The 19113-nt window shown below is 44.5% G+C and carries 20 protein-coding genes; 6 read left to right on the top strand and 14 right to left on the bottom strand.

The genetic code is table 11. The annotated features are described in order from the left end of the window. Nucleotides 1-37: 37 nt before the first annotated feature. From MY523_RS05975 to urtA, 8 genes are all read right to left on the bottom strand, one after another. The gene (locus MY523_RS05975; RefSeq protein WP_250657885.1) at nucleotides 38-343 is read right to left on the bottom strand and encodes an urease subunit beta; all 306 of its coding nucleotides are present in this window, start codon (nucleotides 341-343) and stop codon (nucleotides 38-40) included. 26 nt (nucleotides 344-369) lie between these two features. Beyond that, nucleotides 370-672 carry an urease subunit gamma gene (ureA, locus tag MY523_RS05970; RefSeq protein ID WP_250657884.1) on the bottom strand — a complete coding sequence of 101 codons (303 nt, stop codon included), beginning with the start codon at nucleotides 670-672 and terminating at the stop codon, nucleotides 370-372. A 42-nt stretch (nucleotides 673-714) separates the two neighbouring features. Next, nucleotides 715-1695 carry an urease accessory protein UreD gene (locus tag MY523_RS05965; RefSeq protein WP_250657883.1) on the bottom strand — a complete coding sequence of 327 codons (981 nt, stop codon included), beginning with the start codon at nucleotides 1693-1695 and terminating at the stop codon, nucleotides 715-717. Then, nucleotides 1692-2387 carry an urea ABC transporter ATP-binding subunit UrtE gene (gene urtE / locus MY523_RS05960; RefSeq protein ID WP_250657882.1) on the bottom strand — a complete coding sequence of 232 codons (696 nt, stop codon included), beginning with the start codon at nucleotides 2385-2387 and terminating at the stop codon, nucleotides 1692-1694. Before urtE ends, MY523_RS05965 begins: the two co-directional genes overlap by 4 nt. Nucleotides 2388-2391: 4 nt before the next feature. After that, nucleotides 2392-3165, bottom strand: coding sequence for an urea ABC transporter ATP-binding protein UrtD (gene urtD / locus MY523_RS05955; protein ID WP_250658780.1), 774 nt, complete (start codon nucleotides 3163-3165; stop codon nucleotides 2392-2394). Between the two features lie 59 nt (nucleotides 3166-3224). Beyond that, nucleotides 3225-4310, bottom strand: coding sequence for an urea ABC transporter permease subunit UrtC (gene urtC / locus MY523_RS05950; protein ID WP_250657881.1), 1086 nt, complete (start codon nucleotides 4308-4310; stop codon nucleotides 3225-3227). A 3-nt stretch (nucleotides 4311-4313) separates the two neighbouring features. Continuing rightward, nucleotides 4314-5960, bottom strand: coding sequence for an urea ABC transporter permease subunit UrtB (urtB, locus tag MY523_RS05945; RefSeq protein ID WP_250657880.1), 1647 nt, complete (start codon nucleotides 5958-5960; stop codon nucleotides 4314-4316). 147 nt (nucleotides 5961-6107) lie between these two features. Further along, nucleotides 6108-7400 (bottom strand): urea ABC transporter substrate-binding protein, encoded by a 1293-nt coding sequence (gene urtA, locus MY523_RS05940; RefSeq protein ID WP_250657879.1) that lies wholly within the window; start codon nucleotides 7398-7400, stop codon nucleotides 6108-6110. 435 nt (nucleotides 7401-7835) lie between these two features. On the opposite strand from urtA, the gene MY523_RS05935 reads away from it, so the two are divergent. Beyond that, nucleotides 7836-8252: a hypothetical protein gene (locus MY523_RS05935; RefSeq protein ID WP_250657878.1), complete on the top strand. Its 417-nt coding sequence runs from the start codon at nucleotides 7836-7838 to the stop codon at nucleotides 8250-8252. A 256-nt stretch (nucleotides 8253-8508) separates the two neighbouring features. On the opposite strand, the gene msrA is transcribed toward MY523_RS05935, so the two are convergent. Continuing rightward, nucleotides 8509-9150 carry a peptide-methionine (S)-S-oxide reductase MsrA gene (gene msrA / locus MY523_RS05930; protein WP_250657877.1) on the bottom strand — a complete coding sequence of 214 codons (642 nt, stop codon included), beginning with the start codon at nucleotides 9148-9150 and terminating at the stop codon, nucleotides 8509-8511. Between the two features lie 160 nt (nucleotides 9151-9310). Between msrA and MY523_RS05925 the strand changes: the two genes are divergently transcribed. Together MY523_RS05925 and MY523_RS05920 are read left to right on the top strand one after the other, a co-directional pair. Then, a complete protein-coding gene (locus MY523_RS05925; RefSeq protein WP_250657876.1) occupies nucleotides 9311-9808 on the top strand; it encodes an acyl-CoA thioesterase in 498 nt (165 codons plus the stop codon). 330 nt (nucleotides 9809-10138) lie between these two features. Beyond that, nucleotides 10139-11524 (top strand): substrate-binding domain-containing protein, encoded by a 1386-nt coding sequence (locus MY523_RS05920; RefSeq protein ID WP_250657875.1) that lies wholly within the window; start codon nucleotides 10139-10141, stop codon nucleotides 11522-11524. Between the two features lie 5 nt (nucleotides 11525-11529). On the opposite strand, the gene MY523_RS05915 is transcribed toward MY523_RS05920, so the two are convergent. Further along, entirely contained in the window at nucleotides 11530-12330 is an 801-nt protein-coding gene (locus MY523_RS05915; RefSeq protein WP_250657874.1) for a methyltransferase, read from the bottom strand. 87 nt (nucleotides 12331-12417) lie between these two features. Here MY523_RS05915 and MY523_RS05910 point away from each other — a divergent pair, with 87 nt between their 5' ends. Next, the gene (locus MY523_RS05910; protein WP_250657873.1) at nucleotides 12418-12684 is read left to right on the top strand and encodes an acetyltransferase; all 267 of its coding nucleotides are present in this window, start codon (nucleotides 12418-12420) and stop codon (nucleotides 12682-12684) included. Nucleotides 12685-12739: 55 nt separating this feature from the next. On the opposite strand, the gene MY523_RS05905 is transcribed toward MY523_RS05910, so the two are convergent. Next, nucleotides 12740-13747 (bottom strand): methyltransferase, encoded by a 1008-nt coding sequence (locus tag MY523_RS05905; RefSeq protein ID WP_250657872.1) that lies wholly within the window; start codon nucleotides 13745-13747, stop codon nucleotides 12740-12742. Between the two features lie 99 nt (nucleotides 13748-13846). Beyond that, nucleotides 13847-14704: a cell envelope integrity protein TolA gene (locus tag MY523_RS05900; protein WP_250657871.1), complete on the bottom strand. Its 858-nt coding sequence runs from the start codon at nucleotides 14702-14704 to the stop codon at nucleotides 13847-13849. A gap of 173 nt (nucleotides 14705-14877) precedes the next feature. On the opposite strand from MY523_RS05900, the gene MY523_RS05895 reads away from it, so the two are divergent. Beyond that, nucleotides 14878-15063, top strand: a complete 186-nt coding sequence (locus MY523_RS05895) for a hypothetical protein (RefSeq protein WP_250657870.1) — start codon at nucleotides 14878-14880, stop codon at nucleotides 15061-15063. A gap of 343 nt (nucleotides 15064-15406) precedes the next feature. Continuing rightward, nucleotides 15407-16201, top strand: a complete 795-nt coding sequence (locus tag MY523_RS05890; protein WP_250657869.1) for a substrate-binding periplasmic protein — start codon at nucleotides 15407-15409, stop codon at nucleotides 16199-16201. 33 nt (nucleotides 16202-16234) lie between these two features. Here MY523_RS05890 and MY523_RS05885 read toward each other — a convergent pair whose 3' ends face one another. Together MY523_RS05885 and MY523_RS05880 are read right to left on the bottom strand one after the other, a co-directional pair. Next, on the bottom strand, nucleotides 16235-16984 hold the full coding sequence (locus tag MY523_RS05885) for a TIGR01621 family pseudouridine synthase (protein WP_250657868.1): 750 nt from the start codon (nucleotides 16982-16984) through the stop codon (nucleotides 16235-16237). After that, entirely contained in the window at nucleotides 16981-18942 is a 1962-nt protein-coding gene (locus tag MY523_RS05880; protein ID WP_250657867.1) for an AarF/UbiB family protein, read from the bottom strand. Before MY523_RS05880 ends, MY523_RS05885 begins: the two co-directional genes overlap by 4 nt. Nucleotides 18943-19113: the final 171 nt, after the last annotated feature.

The raw sequence follows: 19113 nt of genomic DNA, 5'->3' as shown, positions 1-19113 counted from the left end.
ATATCCTTGCTACCGAAGGTCATTTCCGTGAGAAAGGCTAAAGCGCGCCCATAACATCACCACGAAAGCCATATATTTCTTTCTTACCGCCGAATTCAACCAGCTCTACCGTGCGGCTCTGCCCTGGTTCAAAGCGAACAGCCGTACCTGCCGCAATATTCAGGCGATAACCCCTTGCTTTGTCCCGGTCAAACTCAAGCGCTAAGTTGGTCTCTGAAAAATGGTAGTGAGACCCAACTTGAACAGGCCGGTCTCCAGTATTGGAGACTGAGAGTGAGATCACCTCACGGCCTGCATTGAGCTCAATATCTCCATCCTTCAATGCATATTCACCTGGAATCATCTCGATACACTCCTTTAACAGCAGTATTAAATAATGGGGTTATGGACAGTAACGAGTTTGGTTCCGTCAGGAAAAGTGGCTTCTACCTGCACCTCATCTACCATCTCCGGAATACCTTCCATCACCTGGTCACGAGTCAGTATTGTTCGTCCATAACTCATTAGCTCGGCAACCGTCTTTCCTTCCCTGGCACCTTCCAGAATTTCTCCTGAAATTAACGCAACGGCTTCCGGGTAATTAAGTTTTATGCCTTTGGCAAGGCGCCTTTCTGCCAGTAACGCGGCAGTGAATAGTAGTAATTTGTCTTTTTCTCTAGGCGAAAGTTGCATCGTGTCTCTCTTGTGTATAAACAGACATTTTTTGAATAAAATTTAAGTCGACCAAATTCTCGGCTCACAGGCCTCAAGCCCTAAAAGCGCTTTTCTAACCTGCTTCCAACAATGGATCAATAAATTTTTTGCCTCCTCTGAGCATGGTCCGAGATAGCGTACAATCACAACGCCAAGGCGCTGAGTGACTGCGATCAAACCGGCAATGGAAGAGGTTGAAATCAACGGTTCCAGTGAGGAGCGCAACGCATCTACTGAGGCTTGAGGGTTTTCCAATCCAAACATAATCATGGTGCCGGAAACTGAGTGCCCTGCGAAGCCATAGGGCTGAGTCAGTGACTCCCCGCCACCTTTGACAACCTGCCGTTCTAACAGCAGGGGTAAGCCGTCTTTTGAGACACTTAGCGTTTGAACAACGCTTCCGCTATCAAACGGTTTGTTGCCTGCAGTCCTGCCCAGACAATAAATATCCCAACCAATAAATTTGGCGTTGCCTGTCAGGTCGATGTGGGTACTCAGTCGGCCATTTGCACCGTTAAAAACAATGGTCTCCTGTGGGAACCATTCGCATATTGCGTCATCAACCGATAGCTTTACATCTTGCAACTGCGAGACATTGCACGAGTCTGCCTGGTAAACCTTTCCGGCCGAAGGGGTCGTCATTAACACATGGCTATTCTTCGCGCACGTTATGTCGATTTTAAGGTTATCACCACTGACCAGCCCACCTGGCGGATGAAGGATATATACGTGACACACCTTATTTTCAGGATAAAAAGGCCGCTGAACTCTAAGAGGCCCCTTAAACTGAAAGTCCTTCATCAGGGTTTTGTCTGCACCTGCGACAAACTCCAAGCTCAGTTCTGCCAGCCAACGCCTGCTCTCGCCGTACCCAAAGTTAGCGCGACCACTATCGGTGGTACGGCTCTCTATCGTACTGTCGATCATTGAAGCAGCAGCTAACACAGCATCATCTTCAGCCGTAACTACGTTTGGTGTGTTTACATGTTGAGATATTGTCAAACTGTGAGGTATTCCTTAATCAGTTCTTCGGAAAGTTCAGAAATATTGCCGGTGGCAACACTTTTCCCTCGCTCCATAATACAGAAGTTATCCGCCACTTTTCGAGCAAATGGTAACTTTTGTTCAACCAACAAAACCGTGAGCCCAGTCTGTTGGTTTAACCTGCGGATGATATCGCCTATTTCCTGCACGACATTGGGCTGAATACCCTCTGTCGGTTCATCCAGAATCAGCAGTTTGGGGTCTACGACCAGTGCACGGCCAATCGCTAATTGCTGTTGCTGCCCTCCCGACAGGTCACCCCCACGCCGATTAATCATCTCCTTAAGCACTGGAAAAAGCTCGAAGATAAAGTCCGGTATTTTTTTAAGTTTATCTTTACGAGCTGATAATCCAATTTGAAGATTTTCTTCAACCGTCATGGCAGGAAATATCTGCCTGCCTTGCGGGACATAACCAATCCCCATTGAGGCGCGCTTTTCCGCCGAATGATCAAACAAGCGCTGCCCCATAAATTCCGCATTCCCTGATTTGATTGGCAATAACCCCATAATGCAGCTTAGTAACGTCGTTTTACCTACGCCATTACGCCCCATTAGAACAGTACATTTGCCTTCTTCTACATGAAGATTAAGGTCCCAGAGCGTATGACTTTCACCATAAAACTGATTCAGGTTTTCTATTTTAAGCATCCAGTTACTCTCCCAGGTACACTTCTTTAACACGCGCATCACTTTGAATCTGATCCATAGACCCTTCAGCCAAGACGCTTCCCTGATGCAGCACGGTTACTTTTTTAGCAATTGAGCGGACAAAGTCCATATCGTGTTCAACAACGATAACCGAGTGCTTACCCGCCAATGACGTTAGCAGCTCGGCTGTTCGATCCATTTCCTGATGAGTCATTCCTGCAACCGGCTCATCCACCAGCAATAAACGCGGGTTCTGCATCAACAACATACCAATTTCGAGCCACTGTTTCTGACCGTGGGACAAAGCACCAGAACGCGCAAAACGATGCTCCTGCAATCCGATTTGAACCATGACTTGTTCAATATGATCTTTTTGTTCGCCATTAAGTTTAGAAAACAGAGTGGGTAGAACGCCGCGAGGCCCAGCCATCGCCAATTCTAGGTTGTCGTACACTGACTGCTCTTCAAAAACAGTCGGCTTCTGAAACTTGCGCCCAATACCCGCTTGCGCAATTTCCGGTTCACTCATTTCCAGCAAGTTAATCTTCTGCCCGAAGTACGCAGAACCTGTGTCGGGTTTGGTTTTACCCGTGATGATATCCATCATGGTGGTTTTACCGGCACCATTTGGTCCGATAATACAACGCAGTTCACCTTCATCAATATAGAGATTAAGGTTATTAATAGCCTTGAACCCGTCGAAGCTCACACTCACATCTTCCACGTAAAGCATACAGCCGTTTTTTATATCTAACCGCTTGTCAGCCTGCGGAGCCATAAAGTCAAACACTCGGTCACGCTGGCGGATTGAGTCCAAATACGATGCAACGGAAATACTCATGCCACTGCCTCCTTACGCTTCATAAAGCCTGCCATCCCTTTTGGAAGGTAAAGTGTGCCAAGTACAAAGAGCCCTCCTAGTGCAAATAACCACACCTCAGGCATCGCAACTGTAAAATAACTTTTCGCATAGTTAACGGCAATCGCACCAATAACGGCCCCATACAGTGTAGCCCGTCCACCTATTGCGACCCAGACTACCAGTTCAATCGAATTAAGTGGTGAAAACTCATTCGGGTTGATAATCCCCACCTGAGGAACATACAAGGCACCTGCAATCCCTGCCAAAGAGGCAGAAAATACGAAGACCCATAGTTTGACCTTATCAACTCGATAACCGATAAAGCGGGTACGGTCTTCAGCATCACGAATCGCCATACATACCCGGCCAAGCTTGGACGTTACGATATAGCGGCATGCGATATACCCTAGCGCCAAAAACAATGCGGACAACCCAAATAACCAAAGCCTGGTACTATTCGATTGCAAACTGAAGCCCAGAATATCCTTAAAGTCAGTCAGGCCATTATTGCCACCAAACCCCATTTCATTGCGATAGAAAGCAAGCATGAGTGCATAAGTCATCGCTTGTGTAATGATGGAGAGATAAACACCCGTTACACGAGAACGGAATGCCAGCCAGCCAAATACGAATGCCAGTATTCCAGGCACTGCTACAATCATTAGTGCTGCAAACCAGAACATATCAAAGCCGTGCCAGAACCAGGGCAGCTCTTTCCAGTCCAGAAACACCATAAAGTCGGGCAGAACAGGGTCACAATATACCCCTCGATCTCCAATTTGGCGCATCAAGTACATTCCCATTGCGTATCCGCCCAATGCGAAAAAAGCGCCATGCCCAAGACTCAATATCCCCATGTAGCCCCAGACAAGGTCGACTGCAATTGCCAGTAGAGCAAACGTCAGGTATTTACCTAACAGGGTGACCGTATACGTCGATATGTGTAACGCGCTCCCTTCAGGAACAAAAAGGTTAAGCGCTAACACTGCCACCGTAACAGCGGCTAAAACCAGGAGAAATATTTGAGATTTTTTATCAAATAGCTGTTTTTCAGAATGCATAATTTACCCCTCCGCTCCACGGCCTTTTTGAGGAAAAAGCCCACGAGGTTTTTTCTGAATAAAAAGAATTATAAAAATTAGAACCAAAATCTTTGCCAGAACAGCACCTGAAACCGGCTCCAGCAACTTGTTAGCTACACCGAGCGACATACCGGCAACCAATGTCCCCCAAAGGTTTCCAACGCCACCGAACACCACCACCATAAAGGAGTCGATAATGTAAGCTTGCCCTAAGTTAGGCCCTACATTGGTTAACTGACTTAGCGCTACACCGGCAACGCCTGCGACACCCGAGCCAAGACCAAAGGTAAGCGCATCGACCCATTCAGACCTTACCCCCATTGCTCGTGCCATCGCCCTATTCTGGGAAACAGCTCTAACCTTAAGGCCCAATGTCGTTTTCTTAAGTACGAAAAACAGCATCGCAAATACGATTAAACAGAAAATAATGATGTAAAGTCTGTTGTATGTAATCGAAAAAACAGGGTTGATCTCTAACGCCCCACTCATCCAGTCTGGCGTTTCGACACTTCGGTTTAAAGGCGAAAACACTGAGCGCACAGCCTGTTGTAGAATCAGGCTAATACCAAATGTCGCAAGCAGTGTTTCCAACGGTCGACCATATAGGTGCTTGATAACCCCTCTTTCAATCGCGATGCCTGCCAGGCCAGAAACCAGGAATGCAGCGGGGATAGCCACAAACAGCGACGCGCCAATATTATTTGGCATGATTAGTTGGATAACATACGTGGTATAAGCCCCCAGCATGATGAGCTCACCATGAGCCATGTTGATGACCCCCATAACGCCAAAGGTAATAGCCAAACCGATTGCAGCAAGTACCAATACTGACCCGAGACTTAAGCCGAAAAACAGCGTCTCCATTAATGCATAGTTATCAATTTTTTGGTCAATTTTCGCCAATGCTTTATGGGTCGCGGCGATGACACTTTTGTCCTCCTCGGTATCAACTGCCGCCTGGAGGGCGTTTCGAACCGCAGGCTCCAAGCTGTCTTCGAGGGTTTTAACCGCAGCAATTTTTTCAACGACTGACCCGGTTTTTAGTTTCCCTAACGCAATACCCGACGCGATAAGTGAGCGAACCTTATTGTTTTTCTCTTGCTCATACATTCTTTCAAACAAGACGATTTGCTCATCATCGACCACATCATACAAGCTAATAACTGCTGCTCCTCGCTTCGCAGGGTCAGGGTCTGTCAATTGTATTTGTGAAATGGCCGCCTTTATCCTGATTCGCAACTTATTATTTATTGCAACACGTTTTATTTTACGTTTACTGGTAACTTCGTATGTTTTACCGCTATCCAGCACGTCTGCAACGATATAACCCTTACCCAGTTTTTCCTGAATGGTTACAAGTCGCTTCTCTTTTTTATGGCGGTAAAGGTCTCCCGCTAGCAATATTTGAAGTATTTCCTCCGCACGTTCATCACGGCTTTGCGCCAGCAACTCAACGCCTTGGGTGACGCTTTTAAAGTTCTTACCTTGCAATTTGACCATGGCCTGATCAAAAAAAGTATCCGATGACGCAATGGTCGGGCTTAAAAGTGCCGCGAACAACAACATTATGGTGCACGCTGTTAACAGTTGCTTCCCTCTTGCCAAGTCGCGCTTTCTAAAACAAAACATGTCTAGTTTCCTAATCAATCACTCAGCCCGTTATTATTTCAGGCTTTTGAGGACGAAAATGGTCTAGGCCACAGACTCAAGCAAGCTAATATACTTTGCTTGAAATCAGTGGCCTACGTTGCTGATATGTCTATCGTCTCTTAACGATTAAAAGTTTTGCCCTGAACATTTCGCTGTTTTGACGTTATAGTTACCGCAAGAAAGTGGTGCTCTCCAGTCAGAAATAATGTCTTTTGAGCCTGGCAAGAAATCAGACCATGCATCACCTGCTACGTTACCTGTAGTCTGCCAAACAACTTGAAACTGACCATCATCCTGTATTTCACCAATAAGTACTGGCTTGGTTACGTGATGGTTCGGAAGCATGGTTGAAATGCCCCCCGTCAGGTTTGGAACCGCTACACCGATAATGGCATCCTGAACCATTGAAGGCTCGGTGGTTCCTGCTTTCTCAACAGCCTGAACCCACATATTGAACCCAATATAGTGCGCCTCCATTGGGTCATTGGTCACACGATCCTGGTTCTTGATATATGACTGCCAGCTATCGATGAACTCTTCATTGGACTCATCTTCGACACTCATGAAATAGTTCCACGCCGCCAAGTGGCCAACAAGTGGTTTGGTATCGATACCTGATAGCTCTTCTTCGCCTACAGAGAACGCAACAACTGGAATATCTTCAGAAGAAATCCCCTGGTTACCCAACTCTTTATAGAATGGAACATTAGCATCGCCATTGATGGTTGATACGACAGCCGTCTTCTTGCCAGCCGAACCAAACTTCTTCACATCAGACACAATACTCTGCCAGTCAGAGTGACCGAACGGCGTGTAGTTAATCATGATGTCTTCTTGCTTAACGCCCTTCGCCTTCAAATACGCTTCCAGGATCTTGTTTGTGGTGCGAGGGTAAACATAGTCAGTTCCAGCCAATACCCAACGCTTAACACCAAGGTCGTTCATCAAATAATCAACCGCCGGAATAGCCTGTTGGTTTGGCGCGGCACCGGTATAAAATACATTTTTCGAGGATTCTTCACCTTCGTACTGCACAGGATAGAACAAAAGGCTATCCAGCTCTTCTACGACCGGTAATACAGACTTTCTGGAAACTGACGTCCAGCAACCAAAAATTGCAGACACATCTTCCTTGTCAATCAACTCTCGTCCCTTCTCTGCAAACAGTGGCCAGTTTGATGCTGGGTCAACTACAACAGGTTCCAACTTTTTACCTAATAGACCGCCTTTGGCATTTTGCTCTTCAATAAGCATCAGCATTGTATCTTTCAGTGTTGTCTCACTAATTGCCATGGTGCCAGACAACGAATGCAGAATACCTACTTTGATAGTGTCATCAGCTGCGATTACGTGTGAAGCAGAAAACGATAGCGCTGCGGCTGCCGCTATGCCCGAAATTGAAGCAGTTAATTTTTTCATTCCTATCTCTCCTAGAGACCCAAACCTGTTTATGATTTTTATCAGTACATTTATCGTTGCCCATGCACTTAATTGAGATACATATCAGGTTTTAGTCCAAAGTCAGGTATAGTCTTTTATATCAATATGTTATGTAAACTCGCCTTAAAATATGGATAAATACAGCAACCTCCATGCACCAACTAATTGCAAGCTTAAAACCACTCGCACCACAATCATGCATAAAAGGTAAAAGGATTATAAATGCACCACTATTGAATCACTCATAGTGCATAGCACCATATCGCAGCATCATTTATTGCAAGTAGTACTCACTTAATTACCTGCCCTCTTAAATATTAAATTAGGATGAATATTCTAATTTATTTCCCTAACATCCACTCCATAGACCATTAACCGGTAATTAAATTACTTCCTATTATTCTGAGGCGTTAAATGATTCAGGAAACGTTTAAAAGTCAAATCAAGCAGATTCAATCAGTCAGCGAGAAAGTTCAGTCACAATTGAAACCTCAACTGGACAAAGCGACGAAAGAAGGTAAAAAAGTTCTGAGTCAACTTGGATCAACAGACACAGATAACAAGAGTGCAGCAGAAATTATTGCAGAAATTCGCGAGCACAACCCTACACTTAAGCGTTTGATTCTTAATCTTGACACGGCAACTTACGATGCTCGAAAACAGCTTTCCTGGAATGCAGCGATGATGGGTTCTTATGCAAAGCTTCAAGCTGAGAACAAGTTTAATACTGATGTAAAGCCTGCAATCGATAGCTACTTGTCAACTGTAGATAGCAAAGTTAAAGAGTTACTAGAGAAAGCAAACGAGTTAAAGGCAAAAGTAACTAACTAAGCACGTGTACATCAAGAAACAAATGTCATTCCCGCGAAGGCGGGAATCTATAACTTGAAAGTACGCAAAAACACTGGATCCCCGCCTTCGCGAGGATGACAACGAGGTACAATCACGGTGTTTTAGGACGGATCCTTAGCTAGTTAGATCACTCAGCTATTAGATATACCCCTTCAGGTATTACCCCTCACTAGCGATAGTAGTATGCGCTAGAGAATATTCGCCCCTAACCCCAGGGGCTTTTTTTTTGCCTCTATCAATCAGCATAACAAATGCCTGTTCCCCCTAGCCCACAATAGCCCTGCGGGTTCTTCGCCAGGTATTGCTGGTGGTACGTTTCTGCATAATAAAAATCACTCGCAGGAACAATCTCTGTTGTAATTTCGCCTTTCCCTGCACCGTTTAGGTTATGTTGATAAGCTTGGGCTGACTTTTTGGCTAGCGATTCCTGCTCTTCGTTCATCGTGTAGATACCTGAACGATATTGGGTTCCCATATCGTTACCTTGTCTCATCCCTTGTGTTGGGTCATGAGACTCCCAAAACACCTTTAGCAAATCGTGGTAGCTAACTATACGCGGGTCATATACCACCAACACCACTTCATTATGGCCGGTAAGGCCACTACAGGTCTCTTCATAGGTTGGGTTTGGGGTTAAGCCTCCTGAATACCCCACTGCGGTGGAATAAACACCTTCAATGCTCCAAAACTTTTTTTCTGCTCCCCAAAAACACCCCATGCCAAACATTGCGCGCTCACAATGCTGAGGAAAAGGTGCTTTTACGGTATTCCCCGTAACAAAATGAACGGGGTCGACCACCATCTCTTTCGCGCGCCCAGGGAGCGCGGTTTCAATTGTGGGGAGTTGAAACTTTTGTGGTGAGATCTGTTTAAACATTCTTTTTCCTTTATGGTGCTACATTTAAACTACCTGTAGAATTTATACAGGTTAACCGCCACATAGAGCAATTTCAGGCTCGACTTTTTACCTATATCAATAACTATATTAGTCGATTCTTTAACCTATGCCCTATCGCAATCATCATTCAGGAATAGTTATGTCTCAAATAACCACTAAATCTGTCTCAGATTCTTCTATAGAAGGACATGTATATAAAGTATTTCCAAACGACTTAAATGCACATGGTACGGCTTTTGGGGGCATGATTATGGCTAAGTGTGACCGCCTGTCGCTGGTCGTTGCTGAGCGGCATAGCGGATACGTTTGTGTTACAGCGTCAGTCGACTCTATTCACTTTATGGCTCCAGCAAAAGAAAATGACACCTTAATTTTCAAGGTGTCCATTAACAGGGCCTGGGGATCATCAATGGAGGTCGGAGTAAAAGTAGAAGCTGAAAATAGTTATACGGGTGACAATAAGCACATATTATCCGCCTACTTCACCTTCGTAGCGCTTGATGAAAACAACAAACCTGCAAAGGTTCCTTCGTTAATCACAGAGTCAGCTATTCAGGAACGTCGTTTTCAACAAGCAGCAGTTCGCCGTGAAGCCAGGCTCCAGACCATTGAGAAACTCAAAAGTTATGAGTCATAGAATAAGTTAATGAGAGCTTTGCACGATGTTATGAGCGAATCAAAGACAAGGCAAAACATGACGAAAAAGCGCAGTTTATGGTCTATAAATGAGCATTTTGAGTCATTTTTTAACGCTGTATTTGTAAGCGCAGTAGTCGTGCAAAACTCTCTTAATGACAATTTAGCCCATTAAATCAGCCCCTTATTTTCATGTAATATTCTTGTAATACTTTTTCTCTACGATGCTCTCGCCTGCGGACTAATCAATTATTTGACGTCAATCGCAGGGATTCATGTCAACAAAACATCATTTCCTGCCTTTGTTTTCTATTACGTGGAGTATTCGTAGATGTTAGTGAACTTAAGACCCCAGCGATTTATCATATTACTTCTGATACCACTGTTGTTTTCCAGCCACTTAACCGCAAACCAAAACACTGACTCTCTTACATCATTCGCCAATGAGCTTCCAGATAGGGAGTACCTTTTTGAAATACACGGCTCTAACACTATTGGTGCAGTACTGGCTCCAAATATGGTATCCGCGTATCTGAAAAACAAAGGCGTATGCAATATCCTAATTAGTACAACAGACATTGTTAATGAAACAGTGGTTGAGGGGACCATTCTAAACAGTAGCCGGAAGGCTAAAGTCAGAATTGCTGCGCATGGCTCCAGTACTGGTTTCAAATCGCTACTGAATGGTTCAGGGCAAATAGCAGCCGCATCCAGAGCGATTAAAGCCAAAGAGATCAATAAGCTAAAACAGTTTGGTGACATGACAAGTGTTCGGAATGAACATATCGTTGGAATAGACGGGCTAGCAGTTATTACGCATGCTAGTAACCCAATCAAACAACTGACCAAGCAAACAATCGCCAAGGTCTTTTCAGGAAAAATCCGAAACTGGAATCAATTAGGCGGCCCAGATCAAACCATTACACTTTACGCCCGCGATGATAAGTCAGGTACATGGGATACATTTAAGCAACTAGTACTCGGGAAAGGCCTCCCTCTGCACTCAGCAGCCCAAAGATTCGAGTCCAATGATGAACTTGCCAGAAGCGTTAGTAATGACCCTTCTGGTATTGGTTTCACCGGTATCGCATCGACCAACAACACCAATATTATTGCTATTTCTGATGGTGAATCTAGAGCATTGATGCCAACAAAGCTCAATATAGCCACTGAAGACTATCCATTGGCCAGAAGGCTCTACATGTATACAAAGTCCGACATGACCAACCCTTTTGCAAAGGAGTTCATCAAATTTTCCGAAACCTACGATGGACAACAAGTGGTTACAGAAACGGGGTTTGTGTCTCAGAATATTACGACATCTATCCCCGAAGACGATGCAACGATACCTTCTTCATTTAAGCAGCTTGTCGAGGGCTATCAGAGGCTATCGGTAAACTTCCGCTTTTCGGAAGGAAGAACAAAGCTCGATAATAAAGCTGAACGGGATCTCGACAGGCTTATCTACTTTATGGATAGCAATAACATCCCCAACGAGGACATTATGTTGATTGGCTACTCGGATAAGCAATCAAACGAACTTCGAGCCCAACTAATATCTGAGCTCAGAGCGCTTTCCGTGAAAACAGCCATCAAACGACGCGGGAAAACAATCAGAGCCTATACCGGGTATGGCCAATACATGCCATTGGCAACAACCAGTGGCGATAAAGGTGTGTTCAAGAACGGTCGTGTCGAAGTGTGGGCTCGTCTCTAAAACAGTTATATGGGCCGTTTTCTCGCGATAACATGGATGTAGCGGCCCAACGACAGATAAGGCTCCTGACGACACAGGAGCTTTTCCATATGCAGGATATCTTCGTAACTTCTGCTCTTCTGTAAGTCGCGGCTCAGGTAGTCGTTTACCACTCTAATGCCGGTTTTGCTCACAATATCGAAGCCCGCCACGTCAAGCCAGCGATAGACGTCAACCGGGTCTAACGGGCTTATAGGCGTCAGCCCACCTCTTTCGCCAATAAAGTCATTTGAGACAACTTTTCTAAAGTTGCCTTTTAACAGGTTTTTCATAATCACGGAGTGTTTGTTATAAAACATTAAGGATAGATATCCTCCCGTTTCAACCTGCTCTATAACGTTGGTAAGGCCTGATTCCGGGTCAGCAAGCCATTCCAATACAGCGTGAAATAAAACAAGCTCGGATGGAGCCTGAATATGCTCAGGCAGTTGATTGAGTGAAATATTTTTCAGCTGATAGTGACTTGGTGCAACCCCCTCAGCAACGAAATGCGCTTTTGCCAAATCAAGCATATCCTTGGATACATCCGTAACGGTGACCTTATGCCCCTTGTTTGCCAACCTTGCCGAAATTTGGCCAATCCCCCCTCCAACATCGAGCACTGACAGGCTATCATTCTCGGCAAGCCGATTGAGAAGGTTCTCTTCAAGGTCTTCCCACAGCAACTGAAGCCTAATTTCACCTTTCGACGAACCGTATATTTTTTTCTTAAAGTGTTCAGCTAAACCGTCAAAATTACGATCCTGAGTGTGTTCATATTTGTTCATTTTCAAACTCATTAGAAGAAAGGGAAACAGTTGACTATAATTTAACCAGGTCAATTAGAACCGAAATACCTTATTCGAGGTGGTGCAATGTTACTCAAACTAGATTCAAACGGTAAGTTGGTTGATATTATTGATATACAGGCATTGATAAACCCTTTTCATCATGAAGTCGAAGGCCAGCCCCAGTGGGGTGAAGATTTGGCCGACCCTGAGAACTATTTAAAGTCTGATTTGCGCTTTTTATCTGGAGAACACCTGCCCTCCTGCTGGGTAAACTCTCATTACCGTGAATATCAGACATCGACGAATCATATGAAAAAAGGAAGCCCCGTACCTCAATATTACGGGGCCTGAAAGCACATTACGTCGTGCAAAGCTCTCTAATATATTTACCCGACTAAAGCAAAGATCACCTAAATGCTTTGTAGACGCGAAACTTGGTGTTTTCTGTAACAATGTCAAAACGCTCTAGCGCGGCATCTATAAGCGCAGAGTATTTGAGGAAGCTATTAGCCACTAACCTCAATGGAGCGTTTTTAGTCATATGCTCTGGAAGCGTCTTAATAAAGGTCTCGGTAATACTGTAATTTGTTTTTACACCGCTATGGAAAGGCGGATTTGTAAATACGCCATTAAAACGGCCTGTCACATCTTGCAATCCGTTTGAGGGATAAACCTGTCCTTTTAGTTGATTGCGAGACAGAGTCTTCTCGGCACAGTAAAGTGACAACGCGTTAATATCGACCATTTCAACCATGGCTTCCGGGTTTCGTTTTGCAATCATTGCACCCAGCACACCACAACCACAGCCAAAATCTAACACCCTGCCAGAAGGTATTCTGCCCAAATTGTCCAGTAACAACGCAGTGGCATCATCTAAACGGCCATGGCTGAAAACACCCGGTATAGAAACTGCTGTTAGTTTATCGTCGCCCGCACTAATTTCGTACTCCTCTAACCAGTCGTCAAGATTAAACGGTGCGCTCTCAACGGACTTAATGACACTCCAGAGTTGGCAATGTCTGGCCATATCTATTTTTTCCGGGTGCTCCCCGACTGATACCAGCTTCTTGGCAGCACTATTTATACCCTCTTTCTTGGCACCAACAAGAAACAGCTCGGCTCCCACGTCCATTCTTGACGATACCATCGCAAATAGCAGGTCAAGCTCAGACTTTGACTTAGGCATAAACAGCAAAACTTGCTTAAACACTGCATCTGAATCTAACTCAGCCCCCCATGACACATTCTTATAACCGCCTCGAGTGAGCGTTGAATAAACGGAATAGTCCCATGTAAATGCTTGTGTATACTCGATCTGAGATAGCAAGTCATCATCAGGCATACCGACAATCAGCAAAGATGATTTATCAAATAAGTGCAGGTTTCTGGCCACGACCTGGGAGGTGTTTTGCATGAGAGGGTCTCGAAGTAAAAAAGAAGGAATTATAACTTAGTTTTGGTCATTCTTCTCAACCAACGATACGAAGAATAAGGGATATGCCAATGGCACGAACTATTGGTCAAATATAGTTTCATCGTATCGAATAACGAGTCGTTGGTAATATTTTTCTGCAACTTTTCTCGACGCGGGCACTTCGAAACGGTGAACCCGTTTAATTGCTTCCATTACCGATAGGTCGAGTACAAAATCACCGCTGCTTTTCGAAATTTTTGCATCCATAAGATAGCCATCACTTCCCAAAACAATATGAATTGTTCCACGCCCAGGCCTGACCGGTTTTCGAGGTTGTACAAGGTTTTCAGTTATTTGTTTCATCATTCGCGCCAAATAGAGGTTTTGCATTTTAACCTTATCTGACTGCTTTTCACTGAATACTTGCCTGCTTTTTTGCTCGCTGTTTGTTTCGTCTATATCTGGTTTTTCGTCTGTGTTTTCAGGCTTTTTCTCTAAGTTGTTATCATTTGAAACGACTGTCTGTGCTTTAGCCCGCTCGGTTTTATCCGCTTTAAGCTCCTCCTTCTTATTGTCTTTTGTTTTTTCTCCCGTAACATCTATTTCATCCTTATCAACAAGCTCGTCAGGTTTTAATTCAGTGGCACTGCGATCAGTATTATTAGATGATGCAAACGTATCAGCATTGTGCATAGGAAGATGCCTTTCCTCCTCTACTGTTTCTTCGTTGACTTGCTTTTCCTTCGGTTTATTTTTTTGCACTTCAGGTTGAGGCTGTTCTGGTGGTGTCGGCTGAGCAGGAGGCTGTTGTAACGTTATGTGAACCGTCGTCGAGTCATCAATCGGGTCAGGGTCGAAGAGCGCCGTTATATCAACCCACCACCACGCAAGGAGATGCAGCAAAATACTGACGGCTAACAAGACCAAAAATAAGACCTTGGACTGTCTGTTTAACATAAGGGGGAGTAGCTCATCTTCTTTGCTGATTGTGCATCACGCGTTTTATTATTGAGTCGCTTCACTAAGTGATCATTTTTACCATATCATGCGGGTTAAGAGTAGCCTCCAGTGATTCTTGAGTTCATAATAAGTCAACTGAGTTACCAACTATCGCTCCACAAGTATTCGTTATGTCTAATGTCATTCAATTCAAGCGCCCCTCCCCCAAAGAAAAACACAAGGGGAAAACGCTTTGCAAAAGCGGCTTTCACAAATGGGTCGTTATTAAAGATAAGCAGTTCGATGTAAAGCAGGGAAAGTTAGTCACCGCCTACCAGTGCAGCCGGTGCGGAGAAAAGAAAACCAAAGCCCTGTGAGCCGGCACGATACACCTCTTATAGCACTACTAAGAACCAGTAGTGACTTTAATAAGAACCAGTAGTGACTTTAATAAGAACCAGTAGTGACTTTAGAGAAACTTATCGTGCACAAGCGTACATATTAATGATAATCTAACCGTTGATGTACCTGTGACTCTTTAAAACCGAGAAAATCAATTTGCCAACTATCTCATGTTTTAATGCTATTGGTGTGCGCGCGTTAAGTTGAGAAGGCATATTACAAACATAACTTAAAGAGCCAGGGTTAATAGAATGAGACCTTTGCACGACGTTACGAGCGAAGCAAAGGTCTCAGAATAGCAGTACGGTTGTCGTTTTAATGAGTATATCCACCCCAGCAGCGCACTATTTATGTGCCAAGATATTGCTACTTTATATAGCAATAAGCCCCTTTTACTCAAATGCTAATGAAACAATTACCATTACTAATGGAGAGTGGCCTCCTTACCTATCTCAGTCCATTGACCATAATGGTTACGTTTCTCATATCGTGTCTGACGCGTTCAAGTTGAAATCCATCAATGTTAAATACCTGTTCCGCCCATGGAAACGGGCTATTACAGAAGCGAAAAATGGAGCCGCCAATGGTTCAATCGTCTGGAGCGTAACAGAGGATAGAATCAAAGACTTTCTGTTTTCAGACCCGGTCATTATCGGGAAGTCGGTGCTGTTTCACCTTAAGGAAAAGCCAATAAGCTGGAATTCGTTCGAGGACCTTGCTCAATACAAAATAGGCGGCACACTCGGCTATGAGTACCGCTTTGAACACGCTAAAAAGGTCACGATTGAACGGGTTGCAAGTGACAGCGTAAATTTCCGTAAGCTTTTATCAGGCCGTATCGATATCTTTCCTTCTGATAAAGAGGCCGGCTACCTGATACTCAATAAACAATTTTCGGTAGATGATATCACTAAAATTACCTATCACCCCGTGGCCTATGACGAAACATCATACAGCTTAATGCTGTCCAAAAAACACCCTGACAGTGTTCGATTACTGAAGGTATTTAATGAAGGGCTGCAAGCGCTGCGCGCATCCGGCAAATACCAGCAGATCATCGCAGCACAACAATCTGGCAAATACCGCTCTCATGTGGTCACAAGGCACCGCTAAGCACCTGTCACTGTCATTGTCATTGCACGCAAACTACCGTAAGGGCCACTTAAGCGACCATGGCTCAGAGTATTGTAGTAATGCCTCTTTGAACGCGTTGGTTTGGAACAAATCCCCTTCAGTTGGCTCGCATTTAAAGCAATACGCCCTTTCATTCAAAGAGAACCTTATTGCAAATGCATGCAAATATCCTCTGGATGCGTTTTTAGCCGATTCGGTATTATATAAAGGGTCGCCCAATATTGGCGCACCAATACTGTTGAGTGCCACGCGTATCTGATGTGTTTTACCTGTTTTAGGTCGCAGCAAAAAAAGCCGTTTACCGGGCTCTATAGAGGTAGAAAAAAACTGGGTAATAGCCGGATTATCTAACGTTTTGGCCAACTTCCACATGCTGCGGCGAGAACGAACCATGTCCCCTTTAATCATCCCCTGCTTCTTATTCGGTTTACGATCAGATATTGCGAGGTAGTATTTCTCAACTTCACGCGCCCGAAAGGCTTGGGAAAGCGCCCTGTTTGCCTGCTCGGTTCTGGCCAATATCAACAAGCCTGATGTTATTTTATCGAGCCTGTGAACAGGGTAAAGAACCTCTAGAGAGAGGGAAGATTTAACTCGCGCCACAATACCAGGGACGTCATTCTCGGTATGAAAAGAAATCCCTGGCATTTTGTCGATAACAACAAAATCGTCATTTATTTCAATAAGCTTAAATGAGTCGCTGTTATTTTCTGAGTTTAGGGCGGCTAATGAGAAATGAGAGCCATGTTGTGCGTCGTTCATTCGCCTACCGTCAAAATACGACGAACCTCTTCACTCTTAAGAGAGAGGCGGTCTTTGATTAGGTTAACAGGGAATAGAGACAGGTCTTTAATCAAATCCGCAGTCATAGTCAGTTTTGACACCCCGTTATACATATTCAGGTAGGTTCCGGCCATTGCCACAATAGAACGAGACAAGTGTAAATAGTCGCTTTGCACGACTAACCCTAGCTGATAAGTATTTGACATCAGTTGCAGCGCTGCTTGTAAGCGTCGATGTAACCCCTCCTGCCCTTCACGATACAGCGTTCTTAGTATTTTTTTATCAAGCGGCGTAATTTGCTTTTTAGCTAATGTTTCATCAAGCGCCTGCCTGATTTCATCAAACCTCTGTTCGTTGCCTTCCGGGTCGGTACTCATCTCTATAAGCACTTTTGCCAGGCGGTCAGTATCACCCGCTAAAACAGCGGTCAAATAGTTCCAGATCAACGCCCACCGGCCATTCATGTCAACGGCATTTCCCCAGTCAATAAGATAAAGTTGGGCGTCAGCATCAACCATAATATTGCCGGGGTGAAGATCGCCATGAAACTCCTGATGGATGATCAGGTGCTCTAAAATCGTGAACAGGAAATTTTCAGCGATTTTACGTTGAAAGCGGGTTCTGCTCCTTTCTTCATGAGACTCAATGGCCTGTTTAATCGCCATTGCATCATCAAGAAACTCCATTTCCAGTATTCGACCTGATGAGAAATATAGCTGCGGCACATGCCATACATTTGATTTTTTCGAGCGATCAACAAAGCGACGCTGTATCATCGCTTCATCTTCAAAATTAAGCTCTTGCTCAAATCCCTTTGTAAACTCCTTAATCTGCTCTGACATTGCCGACAAAAACGGCAATAACTTGGAGTGAGGAGCCCAATACTGACTACTCATGAGCATAAGTTCGATTGCCAGCGAGCCCATTTGAAATTCACGCTCAAGGTTGTGTCTGGCAACCTTTACGATGACTGGCACTAATACCTCGACACCGTTTTTGGTCATGGGCTTTTTAGCCAGATATACCGAACCAATTGAGCCCGATTTAAGCGGCTTGTCTATATCGAAATTGAAGTAGATCTCCTGGGGTGGTTTACCAAAGACCTCCATAAATGCCTGCATCACGTCTTCAGGCAGCATAGGATCAACATCTTCCTGGAAAACACGTAGCTCGGAGGCAATTTCTTCAGGCAAGAGATCTGCATTAGCCGCTGCGACCTGAGCCATTTTAATGAATAGAGGCCCAAACTCTCGCACCATTTTAGAAACAATTTCAGCCTGGGCAGAAAAGTCCTTAGGGTCAGTTTGTAAAAATGGTTTGATATAACGAATCGCTTTTATCTGGCGTCGCAGTATACGAAGGTCACCTCTTAATACCTGAGACTTCTGCATCATATCGGTGACAGCAATCTGGTTAACCTTGCGAATCTGTTTAACCTTGTTAATCAGTTCGACCAGCAAGGGCTCGTACGTTCGCAATACCAACCGAACAATATCAAGGTTCAGCTCGACTAAACCTTTTAGCTCTGGCGCACTGATCAGCTCCTGAAAAAAAGACCAGAACTCCTCGACAATAACATCAGGTATTTCAACAGGGCTACGTGCTACAACCTGCTTGACCAGAAAACGAATCAGGTTTTCTGTCGACTCCTCGTTGGGAAGCAGTTTGTATTTTCTAAGATAGGTCGTAAATGAACGCGAGTGCTCAGACAAAGGGTGTTGGTATAACACCTCAAATAAGCGATCCAAATCCTCCGCCAGCTCTTCACGAGTAATAGGGTTCTCACGAATCAGCAGCTGCGCCACAGGCCAGAATGCTTTAGGTAACTTTACAGTACTTACCGCAAATCCACCTGCCCCCCTCAACACACTGTCGGTGCGTTGTTTGAGAACCGGCAAATTCACCTCAACTATTTTCTTGCTTTCCTGCTCCGCCATACCAGTTTAACTTACTCTCAAATACTAATGTTTTTATGGGGTGTTTGAAGGTCTATCGTTATTTTCCAAATAGTTACAACGCGACTGAACCAAAAAAACAACGTATGAGTCAGCACAAACTGTTACCATTCTATTATTTAAAGTGAAGTTTATCAGCCCTATTCAGCAAAT

The sequence above is a fragment of the Alkalimarinus coralli genome, from assembly GCF_023650515.1.
Taxonomy (GTDB): Bacteria; Pseudomonadota; Gammaproteobacteria; order Pseudomonadales; family Oleiphilaceae; genus Alkalimarinus; species Alkalimarinus coralli.
This window is presented reverse-complemented; position numbering and strand designations above follow the sequence as displayed.